This is a genomic window from Crossiella cryophila, from assembly GCF_014204915.1.
GTDB classification, from domain to species: Bacteria; Actinomycetota; Actinomycetes; order Mycobacteriales; family Pseudonocardiaceae; genus Crossiella; species Crossiella cryophila.
Window position 1 is genome coordinate 8243928 of record NZ_JACHMH010000001.1, and the last position, 18471, is coordinate 8262398.

An 18471-nucleotide genomic window follows, 5' to 3' on the forward strand; every position below is an offset into this window, starting at 1 on the left:
TCGCTGGCGAGAACTCCCGTGTTCTCGCTACGGAACACCTACGGCGCAACGACCCGGGAGGTTGCTTCTCCACGGGAAGTTCGTGGGAACGGTGGAACGCACACGACCGGCCGGGGTCAGCCCAGCAGCGACCTCAGCGCGGCCAGGATCAGCGCGGGCCTGGCCGGGGTGGCGTTGGGCCCCATCAGGCCGATCCGCCAGACCCGGGTGGCGTACTCGCCCGCGCCCGCGCCGATCTCGATGTCGAAGTCCCGCAACAGCCGGGTGCGGATGGTCGCCGAGTCCACGCCCTCGGGCACCCACACCGTGGTCAGCTGCGGCAGCCGGTGCCCGTCCGCGGCGAAGAGTTTCAGCCCCAGTTCGGCCAGTCCGTCCTGCAACTGCGCCCCGGCCGCCTGGTGCCGGGCGTGCACCGCGGGCAGACCCTCTTCGAGGATCCGGCCGAGTCCGGCGTGCAGCGAGGCGATCATCGCGGTGGGCGCGGTGTGGTGGTAGGTGCGGCCGCCACCGGCGCCGCCGCTGACGTAGTCGCCGATCAGCCCGAGGTCGAGGTACCAGGTGCTGGGCCGTTCCACCCGCCGCGCCCAGGCCCGTTCGGAGAAGGTGAACGGGGCGAGGCCGGGGGCGACGCCGAGGCACTTCTGGGTGCCGGCGTAGGCGATGTCCACGCCCCACTCGTCGATGTGCAGCGGCATGCCCGCGATGGAGGTGACGCAGTCGGCGATGACCAGTGCGTTGTCGTCGCGGGCGTGCACGGCCTGGGCGAGGCCGCCGATGTCGCTGAGCACGCCGGTGCTGGTCTCGGCGTGCACCGCGGCCACCAGGTCCGGTTTGGGGTGGGCGTCGAGCATGCGGCGGATGTCGATCGGGGCGCCCCACTCGTGGTCCACCCGCACCACCTCGGCGCCGTAGCGCGAGGCGACCTCGCACATGCGCACGCCGAAGAGGCCGTTGACGCCGACCACGACCACGGTGCCGGGCCGCACCGTGTTGACGAAGGCGGCCTCCATGCCGATGGAGCCGGTGCCCGACAGCGGCAGGGTGCGCCGGTTCGTGGTGCCCCACACGGTGCGCAGCCGGTCGCAGGTCTCGTCCAGGATGCGCAGGAACTCCGGGTCGAGGTGCCCCAGCAGCGGCGCGGCCAGCGCGAGCGTCGCCTCCGGGTAGGGGTTGCACGGTCCGGGGCCCAGCAGCACACGATCAACCAACGGCATGGCGGGCACGCTACCTCGTGTGCTCAGCGCCTGCTCCTGATATCCCGCCAGATGATCTGGGCGGCATAGGGCAGCAGGTCTGAGCTGCGCCGCCACAGCCACGGCAGGCCCTTGAACAGCAGCCAGCCCACGTGGTGCAGCGGGGTGATCCGCACCCCGCCCGCGCAGGTCATCGACACCGGCTCCGGCACCCGGCACCCGGCCGCCTCCAGCAACTCGCCGAAGCCGCGGGCCAGCATCCGGTGGCCGAGTTCGGAGGGGTGCAGCCGGTCCACGCTCCAGGTGGGCAGGTCGTAGGCGCCGGGCAGCGCGTCCAGGTCCAGGCAGCCGATCCGGTGGCGGCCGACCACCTCGTCGGTGAGGTCGTTGACCTCGGCGATCCGCGAGCGCAGCGCGCGGGCGAGGGGGCCGGGGATGCGGAAGACGCGGGCGTGGTCGTGGAAGCGGGCGGTGAGCACGGTGGTCCCGGCCGCGGTGAGCCTGCCGACCACCTCGTCCAGGTCGGCTTTGATCGCCTCGGCGTCGAAGTCCGAGCGCAGGGTGTCGTTCATGCCGACCACGAGCACCGCGGCGTCGGGCCGTTGTGCCAGTGCGCGGGGCAGCTGCTGGTCGCGGACGCAGCGCATGCGCGCGCCCTGGAAGGACAGGTTGTGCAGCTCGGCGCCGAGCCCGTCGGCCAGCAGCGGGGCGAACCCGCGCCAGCCGCCGGGGACTCGGTCGCCGATGCCGACCGTGGTGGAGTCGCCGAGCGCGACCAGGCTGCGTACCGCTCGCCCGGTGGCACCGGGGACGAGCGCCGGGGCGGTGAGCTGAACCGTCACGCTTCCACGATCAGGGCGCTCGGCTCACTGCCGGTGAGATCAGGATGACCGGGCGGAGACGCCTCGGGGAACTTTCGCCCCCGCCCGGACGTTCACGCCTGCATCTGCCAGTCGATCCCGGCCTGGGCCATCCGGTGCACCGCCTCGGTGAGGCTGTCCTGGCCGGGGCCGAGGTACATCCGCATGTACGGCATGGGCGACCCGGTGGGCGCGTACGGCCAGGGCCAGGCGGGCGCGAAGAGCACGCCGGTGCGGGCGAAGGTGTCGTCCCGGAAGCGCACGGTGCCCTCGGGGATCCGCTGATAGGCCTCGGGCAGGGCGAAGAGCAGGTAGGAGGTGCAGGTCCCGGTGTGCACGGCCCCGGCGGGGTAGTTGAGTTTGCCGTGGAAGAGCCGGTCGACCAGGCGGCGTTTGGCCGCGTACTCGGCGCACTGCTCGGCCAGGAACACCGCGCTGGCCGGGTCGTCCAGCCAGTCGGCCATGGCGTGCTGGTAGACCCCGCCGTACATCAGCGAGCTGTGCAGCCGGTACCGGTTGACCAGCAGGTCCAGGGTGGCCGGTTCGGCGGTCATCAGACCCAGGCCCCAGCCGTTGCAGTGGAACTGCTTGCCGAGGGAGCGCACCGCGAGCCAGCGGCGGCGCGCGTTGGGCGGGGCGGCGCCGAGCCGGGACAGCAGCACCCGCAGTGCCGAGGTGGGTTCGGTCTCGGGGTCGTGCACGCCGAAGTAGGCGTCGTCGACGAGCAGTCCGGCGCCGTGCCGGTGCGCGGTGTCCACGGCGGCGGCGACGAACTCGGGCCGCCAGTTGACCGCGGTGGGGTTGTGCTGGGCGTTGACCACCACCATGGCCAGGCGTTCCTCCGGGGTGGAGTCGACCCGGTCGACGACGTCCTGGAGTTCCTCGGCCAGCGGGCGGAAACCGGTTTCCGGCCGCAGGTGGAGGTAGCGGACCTGGTAGCCGAGGCTGTGGAAGACGCCTTCGTAGTCCCAGCTGGGTCCGGCGGCCACCACGATCGGGGTGCGGCCGTCGGAGCCGAGTTCGTCCAGGAGGTAGCGGCCGAAGTCGAACATGGCGCCGCGGGTGCCGGTCCAGGTGGCGGCGACCTCGAAGTCCCGGCCGGGTTCGGCGATGCCGTCGAGGCGGTGGGTGTCCACGACGTAGTCGCGGGCGACCTGGCGCAGCGCGGGCAGGCCGTACATGGACAGCTGGTACCCGTGGGCGTAGAGCGGGCGTTCGTGCAGGTGGTCGAGCAGACCGGCGGGGACCTGGTTCCAGGTCTCGCCGAAGCTCAGGCACAGCGGGTCGCCGTGCCGACAGCCCTGGGCCAGGTAAGCCCGCAGCAGCCCGACGTCGGGCATGCGGCTGGGCAGGATGTCATCGGCGACCAGCGCCGTGAAGTCAGCTCGTGTGGTCAATGCAGTAACTCCCCAGTTACTCAGCGGCAGGGTGGAGATCCCAGCCGTGTCATACGAGGAGCGACCGCGAACGGTTCACCGGAACTACAAGAATATCGTGATTATTCTTCCGGTCCGGGCCGGAAGGTTTTCAGCGGAAGGCGGGGTAGAGCGGAAGCTGCTCGGCGTCGGGTCCGAACCGGCGCACGATGGCGTTGGCCACCGCCTCGGCGTGCTCGGCCATCTCGTGCTTGCCGCAGGCGATCGCGTCGGTGCGCAGCCTGCGCCAGCGGTCGGCGAGGGCGGCGCTGCGGCGCGGGGAGGTCTGGTTGGCGTCGATGGGCCGGTCGGTCTCGGTGGTGCGCGGCAGCAGCCACCAGGTGGACAGCCACACCCACAGCACCTGGGCGTCGAGCAGCCTTGGCAGCAGCACGGCGTCGTCGTCCAGGTCGGGCCAGACGGTGCTGGCCTCGGAGCGCCAGGCGGCGAGCATGGCCTCGGTCATGCCCTGGGGCAGGGCGAAGGAGCACCAGCAGGACGGGAACGGCACCCGCAGGTAGGCCACGTCCAGGGCGACATCGCGCATGCAGCCCCACTCGAAGTCGAGGAAGCGCACGCCCCGGTTGGTGACCAGGTTGTTGTCCGGGCACACGTCGGAGGGGCTGAAGGCGCGGTAGCGGGTGCCGCCGAGCAGCCAGGAGGTGTTGCGGGCGGCCTCGGCGACCGTGTCCGGGGTCTGCACGCCGATGGCCTCGGCCAGCAGCGCGGGCAGTTCGGTGAGGGCGGTGCGGGCCTCGGGCGCGATGGGGTCGGTCCAGCTGCGCTGGCCGAGTCTGCGCATCAGCGCGTCGAAGTCGGCCTCGCGACCGGCGGTGTTGGCGTGCACCCGGCCAAGGGCCCTGGCCCAGGCCAGCAGCGCGCGTTCGGCGGCGCGGGCGTCATCGCCGAGGAGTTTGTCGGCCAGGGTGGGGGCGCGGCCGAGGTCCTCGAGCACGAGCAGCCGTTCGGCCGGTCCGTGCGCGATGAGTTCGGGGCTGACCCGCTCGCCCACCGACAGCGCGGTGAACAGCTGGCTGCTGGCCGCCTCGTGCGCGAAGGGGTCCGCGGTCTGCCCTGGCAGCAGCGGGGTGCGGTATCGCTTGATCACCAGCGTGCGTGGCATGGCGAAGGGTGTCTCGACCACGCGCACGCGGAGTACGACCGACCGGTCGCTACCGCCCAGATCCTCGGCATCACTCAGCCGGACGCTCGCGCCGAAGCGGCGGCGCAGCACAGCCTGCGCAGCGGCGACCGTCTCGGCCACCTCCGCTGCCACCTCGTTGTGGACGTCCAGCGGGCCGGTGGAGATTTCCACGCTCATCGTTGTCGACCCTACCGGGCTCGGCTATCACGGATCGGCATGATCTGGTTACGCTCTGGCAAAGCTATCCCGACCAACAAGCCTGTGGACATTGTCTTTCGGTTCCGATCTCGTTGCGGCGCAAGCCCTCTGCTGCGCGCCGATTCCACCCACCCGGCGTACTACCAACGATCGACAACCCGTCTGAAGTTCCTCGGTTGTCCGGTTCTCAGCCGTCGGCGAGCGGTCTGCCGTTGTCCTGGTATTTGTTCCGGCGGTTGCGCAGCAGCAGCACGATCGTGGCGGCCAGGACGATCCCGGCCAGGTTGACCAGCAGTTGCAGCGCGGACTGTCCGGCCCGTCCCGGTTCGCCGAGCACCAGCGCCAGCGCGGCGTACCCGGCGGCGGGCACGGTGGTGACCGAAATGAAAACCCCTACCAACGCGGCGGATTTCGCGGAGGTGAGGGAGAGCATTCCGGCCGCCCCGGCGAGCAGGGCGACGATCAGGGAGAACGGGCCCACCTGGTAGACGAAGTCGCTCTGGTGGTTGACGTGCATGATCGATTCATCGAAGAGCCCGGCGGCGTAACCGAGGGCGACCAGTCCGGCGGTGATGACCATGGCGCACTGGAAGCCGAGCAGCAGCGCGGCCAGGGCGCGGCGGACCAGGTCCCAGCGGCGCAGGACCAGGCCGACGGAGAGCGCGGCCAGTGGGCCGAACTCGGGGCCGACGACCATTGCGCCGACGATGGTGATCACCGAGTCGGTGATCACGCCGATGGCGGCGAGCAGGCAGGCGATGGTGAGGAAGCCCAGGTAGGTGAAGTTGAGCCGGGATTCCTCGCCGGTGCGGGCCAGGAGTTCCTCCCACACCACCGCGTCCGCGCCTTCGCCGGGTGCGGCGATCTCGGCCTGGTCGGCGGCGTCGGACAGCGCGGTGTCGATGCTCTCCAGGGTGATCGCGCCGTGGTGGTCGATGCCGAGCGCGCAGAGTTCGGTGAGCAGGTCGTCGAGGGCTTCCCTGGCCACGTCGGCCTCGACGACATCGCCCGCCGGTCGCACGCCCGCGCCCGGGAGCAGCACCAGGTGGGTGGCTCCCGGGCAGTCCTCAAGCAGCCGGAGCACCGCTTGGGTGTGCTCCGGCTGGTTGACGACGCGCAGGTGCAGCAGCGAACTCACGCGGTGGCGGGGTCCTTGGCGGCGTTGTCGGGCTTGGGCGCGGGCTTGAAGTCCACGCCGGCTTCCTTGCGCTGCTGGGCGGTGATGGGCGCGGGCGCCGCGGTGAGCGGGTCGTAGCCGCCGCCGCTCTTGGGGAAGGCGATGACGTCGCGCAGCGAGTCGGCGCCGGTGAGCAGCATGCAGATGCGGTCCCAGCCGTAGGCGATGCCGCCGTGCGGGGGCGCGCCGAACTTGAACGCGTCGAGCAGGAAGCCGAACTTCTCCTGGGCTTCCTCTTCGGACAGGCCCATCACGCCGAAGACGCGCTGCTGCACGTCGGCGCGGTGGATACGGATCGACCCGCCGCCGATCTCGAAGCCGTTGCAGACCATGTCGTAGGCGTAGGCCAGCGCGGAGCCGGGGTCCTTCTCGAAGTCCTCGATGGAGTCCGGGGTGGGCGAGGTGAAGGCGTGGTGCAGGGCGGTCCAGCTGCCGGAGCCGACGGCGACGTTCTCCGCGTCGGATTCGCTGGTGGCCTCGAACAGCGGGAAGTCGACCACCCAGGCGAACTTCCAGTCGCCGTCCTTGATCAGGCCGAGCCGGTTGGCGATCTCCACCCGGGCCGCGCCGAGCAGCGCGCGGCCGCCCTTGGCGCTGTCGGCGGCGAAGAACACGCAGTCACCCGGCTTGGCGCCGACCGCGGCAGCGAGTCCGGCCCGCTCCTCTTCGCTGAGGTTCTTGGCGACCGGGCCGCCGAGGGTGCCGTCCTCCTGGACGAGCACGTAGGCCAGGCCCTTGGCGCCGCGCTGCTTGGCCCAGTCCTGCCAGGCGTCGAGCTGCTTGCGCGGCTGGCTCGCGCCGCCGGGCATGACGACCGCGCCGACGTAGGGCGCCTTGAACACCCGGAAGGGCGTGTTGGCGAAGTACTCGGTCATCTCGACGAGTTCGAGTTCGAAGCGCAGGTCGGGCTTGTCGCTGCCGTAGCGGGCCATCGCCTCGGCGTAGGCGATCCGCGGGATGGGCAGGCTCAGTTCGACGCCGAGGGTCTCGCGCCAGATGGCGGCGATGATCTGCTCGCCGAGGGCGATCACGTCGTCCTGTTCGACGAAGCTCATCTCGATGTCGAGCTGGGTGAACTCGGGCTGCCGGTCGGCGCGGAAGTCCTCGTCCCGGTAGCAGCGGGCGATCTGGTAGTAGCGCTCCAGGCCGCCGACCATGAGCAGCTGCTTGAACAGCTGCGGGGACTGCGGCAGCGCGTACCAGGAGCCGGGCTGCAGCCGGGCGGGCACCACGAAGTCGCGGGCGCCCTCGGGGGTGGAGCGGGTCAGCGTCGGGGTCTCGATCTCGACGAAGTTGTTGCGGTGCAGCACATCGCGGGCGACCCGGTTGACCTCGCTGCGCATCCGCATGGCCTTGGCCGGGCCGCTGCGGCGCAGGTCGAGGTAGCGGTGCTTGAGCCGGGTCTCCTCGCCGACCTCGAGGTGGTCGTCCAGGGGGAAGGGCAGCGGCGCGGACTCGTTGAGCACCTCGAGGCCGGTGGCGAGGACCTCGATGGCGCCGGTGGGCAGGTCGGGGTTCTCGTTGCCCGCGGGCCGCTGGGAGACCTCGCCGACGATCTTGACGCAGAACTCGGCGCGCAGCCGGTGCGCCCGCTCGGCCATCTCGCCCTCGCGGAAGACGACCTGGGCGACACCGGAGGCGTCCCGGAGATCGATGAAGATCACTCCGCCGTGATCGCGACGCCGCGCCACCCAGCCGGTGAGGGTGACGGTCTGGCCTGCATGCTCGGCGCGGAGTGCTCCGGCCTCGTGCGTGCGCAACACGGGTTGATCTCCTTGGTCGGCAGAAGTGCTTCCGAGCAGGTTAACCAACAGCCCCGGGGGGACTGCCAGCAGGTTTCCCCCAGTGCCACCGGGACAGCGGCGGCGGCCGCGTGCACGAAGATCCATTCCCCACTGCGCGCTGTAACGTACAAACACCAACGGGTGACGATGGAGGGCACGCATGCGCGCGGCGAGGTTCGACCTGGAATCCGGGAAGTTCGGGCTGCACGAGATCGAGGTGCCTGCGCCGGGACCGGGTCAGGTGCTGGTGAAGGTGGCCGCGGCCGGGGTGTGCCTGTCGGATGTGCACATCATCGACGGCAGCCTGTCCGGGTTCCGCACGCTGAACGGGCAGACGGTGATCACCCTGGGCCACGAGGTGTCGGGCACCATCGCCGAGGTGGGTGCGGACGTGCCGGACATCTGGCAGCCCGGCGCCCGGGTGGTCCTTGCCGCGGGCGATCGTTGCGGCACCTGCCCGAACTGCCTGTTCCACACCGGTTTCTGCCTGCTGCCGCCGGCGCGCGGGGTCAGTTACGACGGTGGCTGGGCGGACTACGTGGTGACCAGTCACCGTTCGGTGGTGCCGCTGCCGGAGAACGTGCCCTTCGAGCAGGGGTCGATCATCCCGGACGCGGTGTCCACCCCGTACGCGGCGCTGCTGCACAAGGGTGAGCTGAAGGTGGGCCAGGCGGTCGGCCTGTGGGGCATCGGCGGTCTGGGCGTGCACGCGGTGCGGATCGCCCGGCTGGCAGGCGCGGCCCCGATCATCGCCTTCGACCCGCTGCCGGTGGCCCGCGAACGCGCCCTGGCAGCCGGTGCCGACCACGCCTTCGACCCGGCCGAGCCGGACCTGACGGCCAAGGTCCGCGCGGTCACCGGGGGCATGGGCCTGGACCTGGCGGTCGATCTGGTCGGCCACCCGGCCGCCCGCGCCGCCGCGGACGATCTGCTGGCCCCGCACGGCAAACTGGTCCTGGTCGGGATGACCTACGCGCCACTGCACCTGGAGCAGGCGGCCCGGTTCAACGCCGCCCAGCACCAGGTCCGCGGCGCCTGGGGTTCGGAGCCGCAGGACCTGCACACCCTGGTCCGCCTGGTCTCCACCGGCCGCCTGGACCTGTCCGGCTCGGTCACCGAGGTGCTCCCACTGGACGAGGCCCCCGAGGCCGTGCACCGCCTGGCGAACAAGATCGGCAACCCGATCCGCATCGTCCTCAAGCCCTAGCCGGTACCCCTCGCCCTGACCCACCACACGTGACCTTGACGACACCGTGCAACGGCAGGCCCCGCTACCGCGATGCCCCGGTCGGCGGCGTGCGGGTGGCGGAGGTGTGTGGTGGGTCTGCGGCGACTTCTGCTGCGGCGGGATCAGGTGGAACCGACGATCATGAGTGCCATGCTGCACGGACCGAAGGTGCCGGACGCGTCCACGGTGCACCAGGTGCTCGACCTGGCGTTGCGCATCGGCGAGCTGCAACTGGCCTGCGGCGCGGGCGCGGCCGACGTGACCGCGACGATGCTGGCCGTCACCAACGCCTACGGCCTGCCCACCACTGACGTCGACGTCACCTTCACCTCGATCACCGCCTGCTGCCACCGCGGCAACCTGGCCGCCCCCGTCACCACGACCCGGGTGGTGCGGGCCCGCAGCCTGGACTACACCCGCCTGTCCGCGCTGGAACAACTGGTCCGAAGGATCAACGCGGGCACCCTCACCGCCGACGAGGCCCTCACCGGCCTGGAAGCCGTCTCCACCGCGCCCCACCCCTACCCCCGCTGGGTGGCCACCCTGGCCTGGGCCGCGATGGCGGCGTCGGTGGCGGTCCTGCTCGGCGGCGGCCCACTCCTGGCTGGCATCGCCGCCTTCACCACCGCCCTGATCGACCGGGTAGGCCGAATCGTCAACCGCCTCGCCCTCCCCTTCTTCTTCCAGCAGGTGATAGGCGGCGCCCTGGCCACCGCGATGGCCCTGGGCGTGCACGCGATGGACCCCACCAGCCAGCTGGTCCGCCCGTCCCTGGTGGTGGCCACCGGCATCATCGTGCTGCTGGCCGGCCTGTCCATCGTCGGCACCGTGCAGGACGCGATCACCGGCTACAACGTCACCGCGGCGGGCCGGGCCATGGAAGTCCTCCTGATGACCGCCGGCCTGGTGATCGGCGTCCTGCTGGTCCTCCGCCTGGCCGTCTCCCAGGGCCTGCACATCTCCGTGGCCGAACCCCCACCCCCACTGCTGGCCCACGTCCCCCTGATGATCGTCGCCGGCGGCCTGACCTCCTTCTGCTTCGCCTGGGCCAGCTACGCCACCCTGAAAGCCCTCTTCGTGGCGGGCCTGGCAGGCGCGGCGGGCACCGCCTCCTACGGCGTCCTCACCGTCCTGGGCACCGACCTCCTGGTCGCCTCGGCGGGAGCAGCCATCCTGATCGGCTTCGTAGGCGGCGTGATCTCCCGCCGCCTCCGCATCCCACCCCTGATCATCGCCGTCTCCGGCCTGACCCCCCTCCTCCCCGGCCTGACCACCTACCACGCCCTCTTCCAACTGGCCGTGGAACGCAACATCTCCGCAGGCGCCCAATCCCTACTCCTGGCAGCAGGCATCGCCCTGGCCCTCGCGGCCGGAGTAGTCCTAGGCGAATTCCTGGCCCAACCAGTCCGCACCGGCCTGGGCCGCCTAGGCCGCACCCTCGCCGGCCCCCGCTTCTCCGGCCCCCTCCGCCCCACCGAAACCCCCCTCGAATAACCCCAAATCCCCGCCGTGTTGGCCGTTCTCGTACGCCACGTTGGCCGTTATGGACGGACAGGAAACCCGGCACAGGCCAGCCGGGCAGTTCCAGACCCGGACGACGGGCGGGTCAGCAGCAGCACTCCGCCCACCCGACGTACAACAACGGCCAACACGGCGTACAACAAGCGCCAACACGGCGTACAAGAACGGCCAACACGCGCGGAGAGGGTTGAGGTTCAACCCCCTCCGCGCGTGTTGGCCGTTATGGGACGGTGTGTTGGCCGTTGTCGTACGGAGTGTTGGCCGTTGTGGGCGGGCGAAGCCCGGAGAACCGGCAGCCGGGGTGGCTTTTCAAACATCTCCCGAGCGGTTCCCCATCCTTTGATTCCTGCCCGTCCGGCGAGGACGCCCTTGATCTTGACCTTCGCCCTTGTCCCACAACGGCCAACCCGCCGAACCGTCTCAGCGCTGCCGCAGCTCCCGGCGCAAAATCTTCCCCGACAACGCCCGAGGCACAGCGTCAATGAACTCCACCACCCGAACCTTCTTATAAGGCGCGACCCGCCCAGCCACGAACTCCACAACATCCCCCTCCCCCAACGACTCCGCCCCCGCCGCCCGCACCACGAACGCCTTGGGCACCTCCTCCCCCTCGGCATCCACAACCCCGATCACCGCCGCATCCGCGATCCGCGGATCCGACAGCAACACCGCCTCCAACTCGGCAGGCGGCACCTGATACCCCTTGTACTTGATCAGTTCCTTGAGCCGATCCACGATGAAGAAGTTCCCCTCCCCATCAACCCGCCCGATATCCCCGGTGTGCAGCCACCCGTCCCCGTCGATCATCGAAGCCGTATCCGCCCCCCTGGCGAAATACCCCTTCATCACCTGCGGCCCCCGAATCCAGAACTCCCCGGCCGCCCCAGCCTCGGCGTCCTCCCCGGTAGCCGGGTCGATGATCCGGCACTCGGTGTTCGGGATGAGCTTGCCCACCGTCCCATCCGGCGGATTCGCATCCGAGTCCGGAACCACATGCGACACCGGCGAAAGCTCGGTCATCCCATACCCCTGCACCACCCGCACACCCAACCGTTCCGCGCACAGATGCCCCGTGTCCGCGTCCAACGGCGCCGCCGCGCACAACACCGCCCGCAACGCCGACAGGTCGAACTTGTCCACCACCGGATGTTTCGCCAACGCCACCACGATCGGCGGCGCCACCGGCACCTTGGTCACCTTGTGCTCGGCCAACGCGGTCAGGAACAACTCCAGCTCGAACCGCGGCAGCACCACCACCGTCGTCCCGTAGTGCAACGCGTGGTTGAGCAACACGGTGATCCCATAGATGTGGAACATCGGCAGGATCGCCAGCACCCGATCATCCGGCCCGGTCGGCTGCATCCCGCTGGACTGAGCCATATTCGCCACGATGTTCCGATGCGTCAGCATCACACCCTTGGCTTTCCCAGTCGTACCACTGGAATACGGCATCACCGCCACATCCTCGGCCGGGTTGATCTCCACCTCCGGCACCGGCCCGTCAGTGGCCATCAGGTCCTGGATCGACCGAAAGCCCTCCGCCGTATCGCACACGATCACGTGCTCGATCCCCGCCGCCTGGGCCGCGGGCACCGCGCGGTCCAGGAACAGCGAGATGGTGACCAGGAACCTCGCGCCGGAGTCGCGGAGCTGGCTGGTCAGTTCGTCCACCGTGTACAACGCGTTGACCGTGCTGACGATCGCGCCCAGGGTGGTGGTGGCGTAGAAGACCACCGGGTAGACGATGGTGTTGGGGCTGAACAACGCCAGCACCTCGCCCTTGCGTAACCCGGCTTCGTGCAGCCCGGCGGCGAGCCTGCCGACCGAGGCGTCGAGCTGGGCGTAGCTCAGCCGCGGCCCGTCCGGCCTGCTGCCGTCGATCACCGCCGGGTGATCACCGCGGTCCCGTGCCCCGGCCAGCACGTAGGTGTGCACCGGCAGGTCGGGGATGTCGACGTCGGGGAACGGGCTGCGGTGGATCATGGGGACCTCCGGTGGGGCGTCGTTGCCTTATGCGCGTTCGTCGATCCTGGGGGTGCCGCGCGTTACCACCGTGTCAGTACGACTTGCCGAGGTCCAGGGTGTGCTGGGCGACGAAGTTGAGGATCATCTCCCGGCTGACCGGCGCGATCCGCCCGACCCTGGCCGCCCCGTACAGCGTGCCGACCCCGTATTCGGTGGACATCCCGTTGCCACCATGGGTTTGCACGGCCGCGTCCACCGCGGCGATGGCGGCTTCGGCGGAGGCGTACTTGGCGATGTTGGCGGCCTCGGCGGCGCTCGGGTCGTCCTGGTCGTAGGCCCAGGCTGCCCGCTGGGTGGCCAGCCGGGCCAGCTCGATCTCGATGTGCGCCTTGGCAAGCGGGTGCGAGACGGCCTGGTGTCCGCCGATCGGCGAGTCCCACACCTTGCGGGTGCGCGCGTAGTCGGCCGCCTTGCTCAACGCGTACCGCCCAATGCCGCAACCGTAGGCGGCCACGGTGATCCGCTCCGGGTTGAGTCCGGCGAACAACGCGCCCAGCCCGGCGTCCTCCCCGCCCACCAACGCGTCCGCGGGCAGTTTGACGTCGTCGAAGAACAGGGTGAACTGCCGTTCCGGCGAGGTGATCTCCATCGGGATCGGCTGATAGGTGTACCCGGGCGCGTCGGTGGGCACCACGAACAACGCGGGCCGCAACTTGCCGGTGCGCGCGTCCTCCAAGCGGGCCACCACCAGGGTCGCGTCGCTCTCGTCCACGCCGGAGATGTAGTACTTGCCGCCGGTGAGCCGCCAGCCGTCGCCGTCGGCACGGGCGGTGGTGACGATCCGGTGCGAGTTGGAGCCGGCGTCGGGTTCGGTGATGGCGAAGGACATCTTCAGCGAGCCGTCGGCGAAGCCGGGCAGCCAGTTCTTCTTCTGCTCCGGGGTGCCGGACTTGGCGATGACGGTGGCCGCGATCGCCGGTGACACCACCAGGAGCAGCAGCGGGCAGCCACCGGCGGCGAGTTCCTCGCAGACGATGGCGAGGTCGGTGATGCCACCGCCGCCACCGCCGTACTCCTCGGGCACGGCCACGCCGAGGTAGCCGAGCGCTCCGGCCTCGGCCCACAGTTCGGTGGTCTTCTCCCCTGATTTCGCCTTGTCCACCCAGTAGCCGTGGCCGTATTTGGCGGCCAGCGCGGCCACCGAGGCCCGCAGCGCGCGCTGTTCGTCGGTCTCCCGGAAGTCCATGTCCGTCAGTCCTCCATCGGCTGTTGCTCGTTCGGGGCGGGTTCGATCACGGCGAGCACGGCCCCGGCCTCGACCTGGGCGCCCGCCGTCACGGCGAGTTCGGTGAGCACGCCGTCGACTGGCGAGCGCACCGGGTGCTGCATCTTCATCGCTTCCAGCACAAGGAGTTCCTGCCCGGCGTGCACGGTGTCGCCGAGCGCGGCGTTGACCGCGACGACGGTGCCGGGCATCGGCGCGAGCAGTGATCCCTCGGCGTGCGCGTCGCCGGGTTCGACGAACCGCGGCAACCGGCGCAGTGCCACACCGCCGAATGGCGAGTCCACGAACACCTGCTCGCCGTAACGGGCCACGTGCAGGATCCGCCGCACCCCACCGAGTTCCACCACCACCGACCCGGGCGCGGCAGACACCACGGTCACCTCGGGCAGGTCCTCGGCGAGGATCCCGCCGCGGGTGAACCGGTAGCGGACCTCGATCGTCCCTTGTGGACTGTCGTAGCCCTTGACCTGACCGGCCGAGTGCAGGTTGCGCCATCCGCCGGGCACCGCGGGCTGCACACCCGCCCCGGCCCGGTTGGCCGCGGCCTCGGCCAGCGCGGCGGCCAGCGCCGAGATCCGGACACCCTGCTCATCGGCCAGTGGGACGTCGAGTCCTTGCCTGCTCAGGAATCCGGTGTCCACCTTCCCGGCCAGGAAGTCCGCATCCCGCAGCACCCGGACCAGGAGGTCCCGGTTGGTGGCCGGGCCGTGCACCCGGGCGTCGGCGAGCGCGGTGGCCAGTCGACGGGCGGCCTCGGCGCGAGTGGGCGCCCAGGCGATCACCTTGGCCAGCATGGGGTCGTAGTGGGTGCTGATCACCGACCCATCCACCACCCCGGCGTCCAGCCGCAGCCCGCGTTCGGCCGCGGTCCCGGTGAACTCACTGTCCACTCCGGACAGTGCGAACCGATGCAACGGCCCACTGCCGGGCCGCCAGTCCGCGGCCGGATCCTCGGCGTAGAGCCGAACCTCGATGGCATGCCCTCGGGACACCGGTGGTTCGGTGGGCAGCGGAGCGCCGTCGGCGATGGCGAGTTGCCAGGCCACCAGGTCGACACCGAACACCGCCTCGGTGACCGGATGCTCGACCTGCAAACGGGTGTTGGTCTCCAGGAAGTAGAACTCACCGGCCTCGGAGACCATGAACTCCACGGTGCCCGCGCCGCGGTAGCCGATGGCCTTGGCCGCCGCGACCGCCGCCGTGGACATCGCGTCCCGCAGCTTCTCATCCACCGCCGGGGACGGGGATTCCTCCACGACCTTCTGGTAGCGGCGCTGCACCGAGCAGTCCCGCTCCCCCAGCGCCCACACGGTGCCGTGCGCGTCGGCGAGCACCTGGATCTCCACGTGCCGCCCGTGTTCCAGGTAGGGCTCGCAGAACACGGTGCCGTCCCCGAACGCGCTGGCCGCCTCGGCGCGAGCCGCCGCGACCGCACCGGCCAGTTCCGCCGCGGCCCGCACGATCCGCATACCGCGCCCGCCACCACCGGCGGATGCCTTGACCAGCAACGGGAATCGGCGGCCCGCGGCATCCTCCGGGCTCAGTTCGGGCAGCACCGGCACCCCGGCGTCGGCCATCAGTTTCTTGGCCTCCACCTTGGCGCCCATGGCCTCGATGGCCTCCGGCGGCGGCCCGATCCACACCAGTCCGGCGGCCAGCACCGCGCGGGCGAACCCGGCGTTCTCGGACAGGAAACCGTAGCCGGGGTGCACGGCGTCCGCGCCGCTGCTGTGCGCGGCGGCGATCAGCGCCTCCGCGCGCAGGTAGGTCTCGCCGGGGGTGACCCCTGGCAGCCGGACCGCGAGGTCGGCCTCGGTGACGTGCGGGGAATCGGCGTCGGCGTCGGAGAACACCGCCACCGTGCCGATACCGAGGGTGGCGCAGGTGCGGAACACGCGGCGGGCGATCTCGCCGCGGTTGGCGACCAGGACTCGGGTGATCACGTTGGTGGACCTCACATCCGGAAGACGCCGAAGTTCCTGGTGCCGCTGACTTGTGCGCTGTGGATGGCCGAGAGGCAGATGCCGAGCACGGTCCTGGTGTCCCGTGGGTCGATCACGCCGTCGTCGTAGAGCCGCCCGGACAGGAACGGCGCCAGCGACTGCGCCTCGATCTGCCCCTCCACCATGGCCCGCAGGTTCTTGTCCGCCTCATCGTCATACGGCGCACCTTTCGCGGCCGCCGCCTGTCTGGCCACAATGGACAGAACTCCGGCGAGCTGGGCCGGTCCCATCACCGCGGATTTGGCGTTGGGCCAGGTGAACAGGAACCGGGGATCGTAGGCCCGCCCGCACATGCCGTAGTTGCCGGCGCCGTAGGAGGCGCCCAGCACCACGGTCAGGTGCGGCACGGTGCTGTTGGACACCGCGTTGATCATCATCGCGCCGTGTTTGATGATCCCGGCCTGCTCGTACTCCTTGCCGACCATGTAGCCGGTGGTGTTCTGCAGGAAGATCAGCGGCACGTCGGCGCTGTTGGCGAGCTGGATGAACTGGGTGGCCTTCTGCGCCTCGGCGCTGAACAGCACGCCGCGCGCGTTGGCCAGGATGCCCACCGGGTAGCCGTGCAGGCTGGCCCACCCGGTGACCAGGCTGGTGCCGTAGCGGGGTTTGAACTCGTCGAACTCCGAGCCGTCGACCAGCCGCGCGATCACCTCCCGCGGGTCGAACGGCAACCGCAGGTCACTCGGCGCGATCCCGAGCAGATCCTCGGCGTCGTAACGGGGTTCGACCACCGCGCGGGTCGGGCCGGGCCCGAGTTTGCGCCAGTTGAGCCGGGCCACGATGTCCCGGCCGATCCGCAGCGCGTCCCGCTCGTCCTCGGCGAGGTGGTCGGCCAGGCCGGAGACGGCGGCGTGCATGTCCGCGCCGCCCAGTTCCTCGTCGTCGGATTCCTCACCGGTGGCCATCTTCACCAGCGGCGGCCCGCCGAGGAAGACCTTGGCCTGCTGCTTGACCATCACCACGTGGTCGGACATGCCGGGGATGTAGGCGCCGCCCGCGGTGGAGTTGCCGAAGACCAGGGTGATCGTGGGCAGTCCGGCGGCCGAGGCCCTGGTGAGGTCGCGGAACATCCGCCCGCCGGGGATGAAGATCTCGCTCTGGCTGGGCAGGTCGGCGCCGCCGGATTCGACCAGGCTGAGCACGGGCAGCCGGTTGGCCACCGCGATGTCCATGGCCCGGACGGATTTCTTCAGCGTCCACGGGTTGCTGGCGCCGCCGCGCACGGTCGGGTCGTTGGCGGTGATCAGGCATTCCACCCCGTTGATCACGCCGATCCCGGCGACCACGCTGGCCCCGACGGTGTAGTCGGTGCCCCAGGCGGCCAGTGGCGAGAGTTCCAGGAACGCGGTGTCCTCGTCGAGGAGCAGTTCGATGCGTTCCCGTGGCAGCAGTTTGCCGCGTTTGTGGTGCCGGTCCACGTATTTGGCGCCGCCACCGGCGAGTGCCTTGGCGTGGTCGGTGTCCAGGGCGGCCAGTTTGGCCAGCATGGCCTCGCGGTTGGCCACGTGCTCCGCTGCCGCGGTGTCCACTGTGGACTTCAGGACGGTCATGCCGTGTACCCCAATCGCCGCGCGGCCAGATCGGCGAGCACCTCGCTGGCCCCGCCGCCGATGCCCAGGATGCGCGCGTCCCGGTAGTGTCGTTCCACCTCGGCCTCCCGCATGTACCCGAATCCGCCGTGTAGTTGCACGGCCGCGTCCACCACGTGCGAACAGGCGGCCACGGCGGCGTTCTTGGCCAGGCACACCTCGGCCACCACCTCCTGCCCGGCGGCGGCGCGGGCCGCGACCGAGCGGGTGTAGGTGCGGGCCAGTTCGATCCGCTGGGTCATCTCCACCAGCTGATGCCGCACCACCTGCCGACTCACCAGTGGCCGCCCGAAGGTCTCGCGGGCCTTCACCCACTGCACACTGAGATCCAGACACCGTTGCGCGGTCGCATATGCCTGTACTGCCAAGGTGATCCGTTCGTGCTGGAACTGCCGCATCAGCTCGGCGAACCCGGCGTTCTCCGCCCCGACCAGGTTGGCCACCGGCACCCGCGCGTCCACAAAGGACAGTTCGGCGGTGTCCGAGCAGTGCCAGCCCAGTTTTTCGAGGCGCCTGCTCACGGTGAACCCGGGGGTGCCGCGTTCCACCACCAGGAGGCTGACGCCGCCGTATCCGGCCTCGCCGGTGCGCACCGCGGTGGTGACGAAGTCGGCGCGGGCGCCGGAGGTGATGTAGGTCTTGGCCCCGTTGACCACGAAATGGTCGCCGTCGCGGACCGCGACCGTGCGCAGTGCGGCCACATCCGAGCCGCCGTCGGGTTCGGTGACACCCAGCGAGCCGATCTTCTGCCCGGCCAGGGTGGGCCGCACGAACCGGTCGATCAGGTCCGGGCCACCGGCGGCCACGATGTGTGGCAACGCGATGCCGTGGGTGAACAGCGCGGCGAGCAGCCCGGAGGAACCGCCCGCGCCGAGCACCTCCTCGTTGAGCACCACCATGTCCAGGAGATCACCGCCGCTGCCGCCGACCTGTTCGGGGAAGCCGATGCCCAGCAACCCGATCCCGGCGGCGGCCTGGTGCAGTGATCGCGGCACCTCGCCGTCGCGTTCCCACTGGGCCAGGTGCGGCACGGCCTCGCGCTGGACGAACTTGCGCACGGTCTCCCGCAGTGTTCTCCGCTCGGGTGTCTCGAAGGGGTCCAGGATCTC

13 protein-coding genes are annotated in these 18471 nt (G+C 70.5%); 2 read left to right on the plus strand and 11 right to left on the minus strand.

Going from position 1 to position 18471, the window contains the following annotated elements:
* Positions 1-116: 116 nt before the first annotated feature.
* The 6 genes from HNR67_RS35330 to aspS all read right to left on the minus strand — a co-directional run bounded on the left by HNR67_RS35330 (position 117) and on the right by aspS (position 7750).
* On the minus strand, positions 117-1214 hold the full coding sequence (locus HNR67_RS35330) for a pyridoxal-phosphate-dependent aminotransferase family protein (protein WP_185007048.1): 1098 nt from the start codon (positions 1212-1214) through the stop codon (positions 117-119).
* 23 nt (positions 1215-1237) lie between these two features.
* Entirely contained in the window at positions 1238-2035 is a 798-nt protein-coding gene (locus tag HNR67_RS35335) for an SGNH/GDSL hydrolase family protein (RefSeq protein WP_185007050.1), read from the minus strand.
* A 92-nt stretch (positions 2036-2127) separates the two neighbouring features.
* A complete protein-coding gene (locus tag HNR67_RS35340) occupies positions 2128-3450 on the minus strand; it encodes an aminotransferase class I/II-fold pyridoxal phosphate-dependent enzyme (RefSeq protein ID WP_185007052.1) in 1323 nt (440 codons plus the stop codon).
* 130 nt (positions 3451-3580) lie between these two features.
* On the minus strand, positions 3581-4789 hold the full coding sequence (locus tag HNR67_RS35345; RefSeq protein ID WP_185007054.1) for a phosphotransferase family protein: 1209 nt from the start codon (positions 4787-4789) through the stop codon (positions 3581-3583).
* A 208-nt stretch (positions 4790-4997) separates the two neighbouring features.
* Positions 4998-5939, minus strand: a complete 942-nt coding sequence (locus HNR67_RS35350; RefSeq protein WP_185011492.1) for a DUF389 domain-containing protein — start codon at positions 5937-5939, stop codon at positions 4998-5000.
* A gap of 5 nt (positions 5940-5944) precedes the next feature.
* On the minus strand, positions 5945-7750 hold the full coding sequence (aspS, locus tag HNR67_RS35355; protein ID WP_185007056.1) for an aspartate--tRNA ligase: 1806 nt from the start codon (positions 7748-7750) through the stop codon (positions 5945-5947).
* A 181-nt stretch (positions 7751-7931) separates the two neighbouring features.
* Here aspS and HNR67_RS35360 point away from each other — a divergent pair, with 181 nt between their 5' ends.
* Together HNR67_RS35360 and HNR67_RS35365 are read left to right on the plus strand one after the other, a co-directional pair.
* Complete coding sequence (locus HNR67_RS35360; protein ID WP_185007058.1) at positions 7932-8978, plus strand: zinc-binding dehydrogenase; 1047 nt, start codon at positions 7932-7934, stop codon at positions 8976-8978.
* Between the two features lie 171 nt (positions 8979-9149).
* Positions 9150-10493 (plus strand): threonine/serine exporter family protein, encoded by a 1344-nt coding sequence (locus tag HNR67_RS35365; RefSeq protein ID WP_246492665.1) that lies wholly within the window; start codon positions 9150-9152, stop codon positions 10491-10493.
* 447 nt (positions 10494-10940) lie between these two features.
* Here HNR67_RS35365 and HNR67_RS35370 read toward each other — a convergent pair whose 3' ends face one another.
* From HNR67_RS35370 to HNR67_RS35390, 5 genes are all read right to left on the minus strand, one after another.
* Entirely contained in the window at positions 10941-12503 is a 1563-nt protein-coding gene (locus tag HNR67_RS35370; protein WP_185007062.1) for an AMP-binding protein, read from the minus strand.
* 73 nt (positions 12504-12576) lie between these two features.
* Positions 12577-13731, minus strand: a complete 1155-nt coding sequence (locus tag HNR67_RS35375) for an acyl-CoA dehydrogenase family protein (RefSeq protein WP_185007064.1) — start codon at positions 13729-13731, stop codon at positions 12577-12579.
* A gap of 5 nt (positions 13732-13736) precedes the next feature.
* Positions 13737-15713 (minus strand): ATP-binding protein, encoded by a 1977-nt coding sequence (locus HNR67_RS35380; protein ID WP_185007066.1) that lies wholly within the window; start codon positions 15711-15713, stop codon positions 13737-13739.
* 11 nt (positions 15714-15724) lie between these two features.
* Positions 15725-17323, minus strand: a complete 1599-nt coding sequence (locus tag HNR67_RS35385) for an acyl-CoA carboxylase subunit beta (protein WP_185007068.1) — start codon at positions 17321-17323, stop codon at positions 15725-15727.
* The gene (locus HNR67_RS35390) at positions 17320-18468 is read right to left on the minus strand and encodes an acyl-CoA dehydrogenase family protein (RefSeq protein ID WP_185011495.1); all 1149 of its coding nucleotides are present in this window, start codon (positions 18466-18468) and stop codon (positions 17320-17322) included. Before HNR67_RS35390 ends, HNR67_RS35385 begins: the two co-directional genes overlap by 4 nt.
* Positions 18469-18471 lie beyond the last annotated feature (3 nt).